Genomic DNA, 4316 nt, shown 5'->3' with positions numbered 1-4316 from the left:
GGCACCGAAAGCGGCACCGAGGACGAGAAATACGATGGAAGGAAAGCCCGGCACCATGGCCAGGCCGACCATGATCACCGCCGCGAGGGCGAGCGCGCGGGAGTCCCGCAGAAGCTGGCCGGTGATTTGCCGGCCGAGGTCGTCGGTGCCGTCCGCGCTGCCGACCCGCGTCACCATGGTGCCGGCGGCCACGGCGACAAGCAGCGCCGGTATCTGGGCGACCAGCCCATCGCCCACCGTGAGCAGCGAGTAGGTCGCGGCGGCTTCTCCCAGCGACATGTCGTGCTGCAGCGTTCCGACGGCGAAACCGCCGATCAGGTTGACCAGGATGATGACGATGCCGGCGATGACGTCGCCCTTGACGAACTTCATGGCGCCGTCCATCGCGCCGAACAACTGGCTCTCGCGCTCGAGCTGCCGGCGCAGGTGGCGTGCCTCCGCCTGATCGATGTCGCCGTTGCGCAGCTCCGCATCGATGCTCATCTGCTTGCCCGGCAGCGCATCGAGCGTGAAGCGCGCGGCCACCTCGGCGACGCGTTCGGCGCCTCGCGCCACCACGATGAACTGCGCGACCGTGATGATCAGGAAAACCACCAGGCCGATCGCGATGCTGCCGCCAACGACGAAGGTGCCGAAGGCGGTAATGATCTCGCCTGCATCGGCCTGGAGCAGGATCAGTCGCGTGGTGGTGATCGTGATGGCCAGCCGGAACAGGGTGGCGATGAGGATGACCGACGGCAGCGAGGAGAACTGGAGCGGATGGGAGACGTAGAACGAAGCCAGCAGGATAAGCACGCTGATGGCGATGTTGGCGGTGATGAGAACGTCGACAAGGAAGGTCGGCAACGGGACAAGCATCATCACCACCGCGACCAGCATCAGGATCGCAATGACGAGATCGCTTCGGCGGGACAGCCTCGCCAGGAATTGCACAAGACGCTCCGAGACGGTCATTCGGCACCTCGTCGCGACAGGAAGCTTCGCATGGCGTCATGCGCCTCCGTCTTGCGGCCGGCGGCGAGCAAGGCACGGCTCTTCAGCAATCCAAGCGTCGGATGGTCCATTCCCTCCAGGGTCTCCAGCCGAGCGATTGTCGCGAGCGCCTTGTCGGCCTCGCCGTCGAGGATGAGCAGGTGCGCCAATGTCCGCAGCACGCCGGCATTTCCCGGCGAAAGCTGCGCGGCGATGAGCAGGTACGCCGCGCCCCGCTTTGCCTGCCCGTGACACCCGTAGAGATAGCCCAGGACGTGCAGCAGCTGCACCGTGTCACGCGGATCGGTCAGGTCTCGATTCCTTCCTGCATCCTGCCAAGCAGATCGCGATGACGCTCGATCTCATCCTCCATCAGCGTTCTGGCGAGGGCCTTGAGTTGTTCGCCGCCGTCCAGATCGGGAACCTGTTGCGTCACGAAATGCCGGAGAATAGATGCGCACCGACGCAGGATGGCAGGCTCGGGGATGGCGGGCATGACGAACTTGGTGAGTATCTCATCAAGCGATTCACCAGCCGAACCGTGCGCAGTCTGGAATTCCGCGGTTTCGGGCTTTTCCGTACCCGCGGTTGGTTTTGTCCCCTGGGCCCGGTTTGTGGCCCTGCCGGTGCCGTTCATCCGACGCCGGTAAATCCCCTGGCCGCGCACGCCTTCCGCCTGCCGCAATTCGCGGCCTGCGGCGGTGTCCTTCGTTGCCGAGTCGAATCGCGGCCCTTCGAGCCGGCGGTTCACGGATATTTCAGCGCGACCGTGGCGCCGCCCTTCGTCAGAACCAGTTCCGTCTCGCCGATGTGCTTGATGGTCCAGCCGTCATTGGTGAACGCACCTTCATGGTAGCGGGCGCCATCGGCAGCGATGACATAGGGCCGCGCGCCGTACCAGATCGCCTGCAGCGTCAGACGCGGGGGCTGTTCGGCGTTGCCGATCATGACGTTGGAGACCAGGGGAGTGCGGGCGCCGAATGCCTGGTCGAACCAAGACTGCGTCTCCGTCCAGGCGCCGTTCTTGTCATCCGGAATCAGACCCGAGACCACCAGGCGTCCGGGCGACCGTTCGACGGTCAACGTGCTTATCCCGGATTGCTCGAGACGCTGCTTGAGTTGGTTTTCCGCTTCGGCAGCGTTCTGCATTTCTTCGGACGACGAATCGTCCATCACACGCTGCCCTGCATCGCCGGCGAAGGCCACTCTGGTCACCTCGCCGCCGGGTGCGGAAGCCCTCTCGGCAATATCCGGCTTGGCGAAGGAAAAGCCGATCGCAGCGATGGAAACAGCGAATACGGCAAAGACAGCCGCGCCCGCAGCGAGGAAGGGACGGTTGGAAACAGACCAGCGATCTGGCGTGCGCCGCGGGTCAGTCAGCAGGATACGGGCTTCGCCGACCGTTATCTCGACCGGCAGCCTGCAACGGCTGCCCTGGCCCTCATGGAGCGTCTCGCCCGTGGCGAGGGTGACGTCGCCGCCGACGGCCTCAATTTCAATCTGGCTGCCTTTGCGCCGCAGCCTGACGTGGATCGGCGCTATGCCGGCATCCGTGAGGACAATGTCGGACTCCGTGCTTGATCCGACCGTGTAGAGCGGCTCGGCCAGACTGAGTTCCGCGCCGGCATGAAATCCATGAATGACATTGAGCGCAACGCAAGACCCGGATGCAGGGCCAGGGGCAATCCCAGGGGCAATCATCGAGCGGACCCAACGCGCCGGATTCAAATCCCCAGACCTGCCGATAGAGTTAGCGGTCATGCCACTTCATCTCCCGCCGATATGATTTGAGACCCAGCCTGGTTGCGTAGAAACATCTGTGCGCCGCCGGTTGCTTGCGGCGACGCATGGGGCTTGAGAATCCCGCCTCAGGCCTTTTCGGCCGACTGACCGAGCGTCCTCGCGGTGCTCATGAGCATGTCATGCTGGGATTTCGCGATCTCTTTGGTGATCTCCAGGCCAAACATGCGCTCCTGGTGCTTGATCATCTTGTCGAGGTTCTGTTCCGGCGATCCGGCGGAGCCGGATGTAATGGGAGGGGTTGCAGCCATCATTGTCTCCTTGGGGGACTATTCAGGTCGCAATCTCCGGAGCCGCACGCGACGAACCCCGGCAGATTGCCAACGCAGTTTACGGCAGCGCGATCCGAATTGAAAGTCCATTTGGAATTTATGAAACAGTTCAGTTCCAACTGTTGCGTTGCCGGCTGGCGGGGAGTAACTTCCAAGATGGGCAAATGGGGTATATCAGGATGGAAAAAGGTCCTTTGGCCGAGCTGTTGGTCGAACGGTTCGAGAACATGCCGCCGCAATTGCGGGTCGCCGCGCGATTCGTGCTGGATCATCCCAAGGATGTCGCATTGATGTCGATGCGCGAGCAGGCGCACCAGGCCGGCGTTTCGCACAGCACCATGATGCGGCTGGCGCGGTGGCTTGGCCTCGATGGCTACGAGGACATGCGCAGCCTCTATGCGCGGGCGCTGCGCGAGACGGCTGCCGGCGAGCCGGCTCGACAGGGGGGCGAGAGGGACGGCGCTTCCGGATTTTCGACTGTCGGGGTCGTTGCCGACGCCCTCGCGGCCCAGATTTCAAGCCTTGGCGAATATGGCAATGCGATGCAATTCATCGCCGCCGCCGATCTCGTGGGAAGGTCCCGCAACCTGTTCGCCCTTGGCTCGCGCTCCGCCTATCCGGTCGCGAGCCGCTTCGTTCACATCATGTCGTTCCTGGCCGCGAGCGACCGCAGGGTGACGCTTGTCGGCGACATGGCTGGTCAGGGTCTGGATGCTCTCCAGCTTGCGGGAGGCGGCGATGTGCTGCTTGCCGTCGGCATGGCGCCCTATGACCGAACGACGATCGACGTGGCGCGCCAGGCGGCCCGGCAGGGCGTCGGCGTGGTCGCAATCACCGACAGCAGCGTGTCGCCGCTGACCCGGATCGCGCGGGAAACAATCATCGTCGCATCAAGTTCGCAGTCGTTCTTCCGAAGCATGGCACCGGCGTTCGCGGCCGTCGAGATCCTGGCGGCAGTGACGGCAATGCGCTCTGAAACGAATGCCGCGGAGCGGGTGAAACAGTCGGAAGAGCAGCTTGCTGCTTTCGGCATTTATTGGAAGCCTCCCCGATAGCATCCGAAAGGTTGCGATCGGGCGGGCGTGACGGCGGCAAGGCTGCCGCCAACAGTGATTTCCGGAGGTCGTCCAGATGGTTCGCCCGATCACGCCCGCCAAGCCCCCGGTCCAGCCGCAAAAGGTCGATGCCAAGGCCAACGCCGCGCAGATTGCGCGGCTGGAAGCGCAGGCAGCTCAACTGCGGGAGCAGATCCGGCTCGCCACCAGGATGGGC

The 4316-nt window shown here is 63.9% G+C and carries 7 protein-coding genes; 2 read left to right on the top strand and 5 right to left on the bottom strand.

Features of this window, described 5'->3' with window-relative positions; all coding sequences use genetic code 11:
* The 4 genes from EOA38_RS29195 to EOA38_RS40580 form a co-directional block, all read right to left on the bottom strand.
* On the bottom strand, positions 1–954 hold a 954-nt coding region (locus tag EOA38_RS29195), incomplete at its 3' end, for a flagellar biosynthesis protein FlhA (RefSeq protein ID WP_145966109.1).
* On the bottom strand, positions 951–1262 hold the full coding sequence (locus EOA38_RS29190; protein ID WP_245464636.1) for a hypothetical protein: 312 nt from the start codon (positions 1260–1262) through the stop codon (positions 951–953). The genes EOA38_RS29195 and EOA38_RS29190, both read right to left, overlap by 4 nt.
* Before the next feature lie 17 nt (positions 1263–1279).
* Positions 1280–1723 (bottom strand): hypothetical protein, encoded by a 444-nt coding sequence (locus EOA38_RS29185; protein ID WP_126092903.1) that lies wholly within the window; start codon positions 1721–1723, stop codon positions 1280–1282.
* Positions 1720–2121 (bottom strand): EscD/YscD/HrpQ family type III secretion system periplasmic domain-containing protein, encoded by a 402-nt coding sequence (locus EOA38_RS40580; RefSeq protein ID WP_245464953.1) that lies wholly within the window; start codon positions 2119–2121, stop codon positions 1720–1722. The genes EOA38_RS29185 and EOA38_RS40580 overlap by 4 nt, the downstream gene beginning before the upstream one ends.
* Between EOA38_RS40580 and EOA38_RS40575 the strand changes: the two genes are divergently transcribed.
* Positions 2071–2553 (top strand): hypothetical protein, encoded by a 483-nt coding sequence (locus tag EOA38_RS40575; protein ID WP_245464985.1) that lies wholly within the window; start codon positions 2071–2073, stop codon positions 2551–2553. The genes EOA38_RS40580 and EOA38_RS40575 overlap by 51 nt on opposite strands.
* Before the next feature lie 287 nt (positions 2554–2840).
* Here EOA38_RS40575 and EOA38_RS29175 read toward each other — a convergent pair whose 3' ends face one another.
* The gene (locus EOA38_RS29175) at positions 2841–3023 is read right to left on the bottom strand and encodes a hypothetical protein (RefSeq protein ID WP_126092905.1); all 183 of its coding nucleotides are present in this window, start codon (positions 3021–3023) and stop codon (positions 2841–2843) included.
* A 215-nt stretch (positions 3024–3238) separates the two neighbouring features.
* Between EOA38_RS29175 and EOA38_RS29170 the strand changes: the two genes are divergently transcribed.
* Positions 3239–4099: a MurR/RpiR family transcriptional regulator gene (locus EOA38_RS29170; RefSeq protein WP_126095842.1), complete on the top strand. Its 861-nt coding sequence runs from the start codon at positions 3239–3241 to the stop codon at positions 4097–4099.
* The last annotated feature ends 217 nt before the right edge of the window (positions 4100–4316 follow it).

This window comes from Mesorhizobium sp. M1E.F.Ca.ET.041.01.1.1 (assembly GCF_003997355.1).
GTDB lineage: Bacteria > Pseudomonadota > Alphaproteobacteria > Rhizobiales > Rhizobiaceae > Mesorhizobium.
This window is presented reverse-complemented; position numbering and strand designations above follow the sequence as displayed.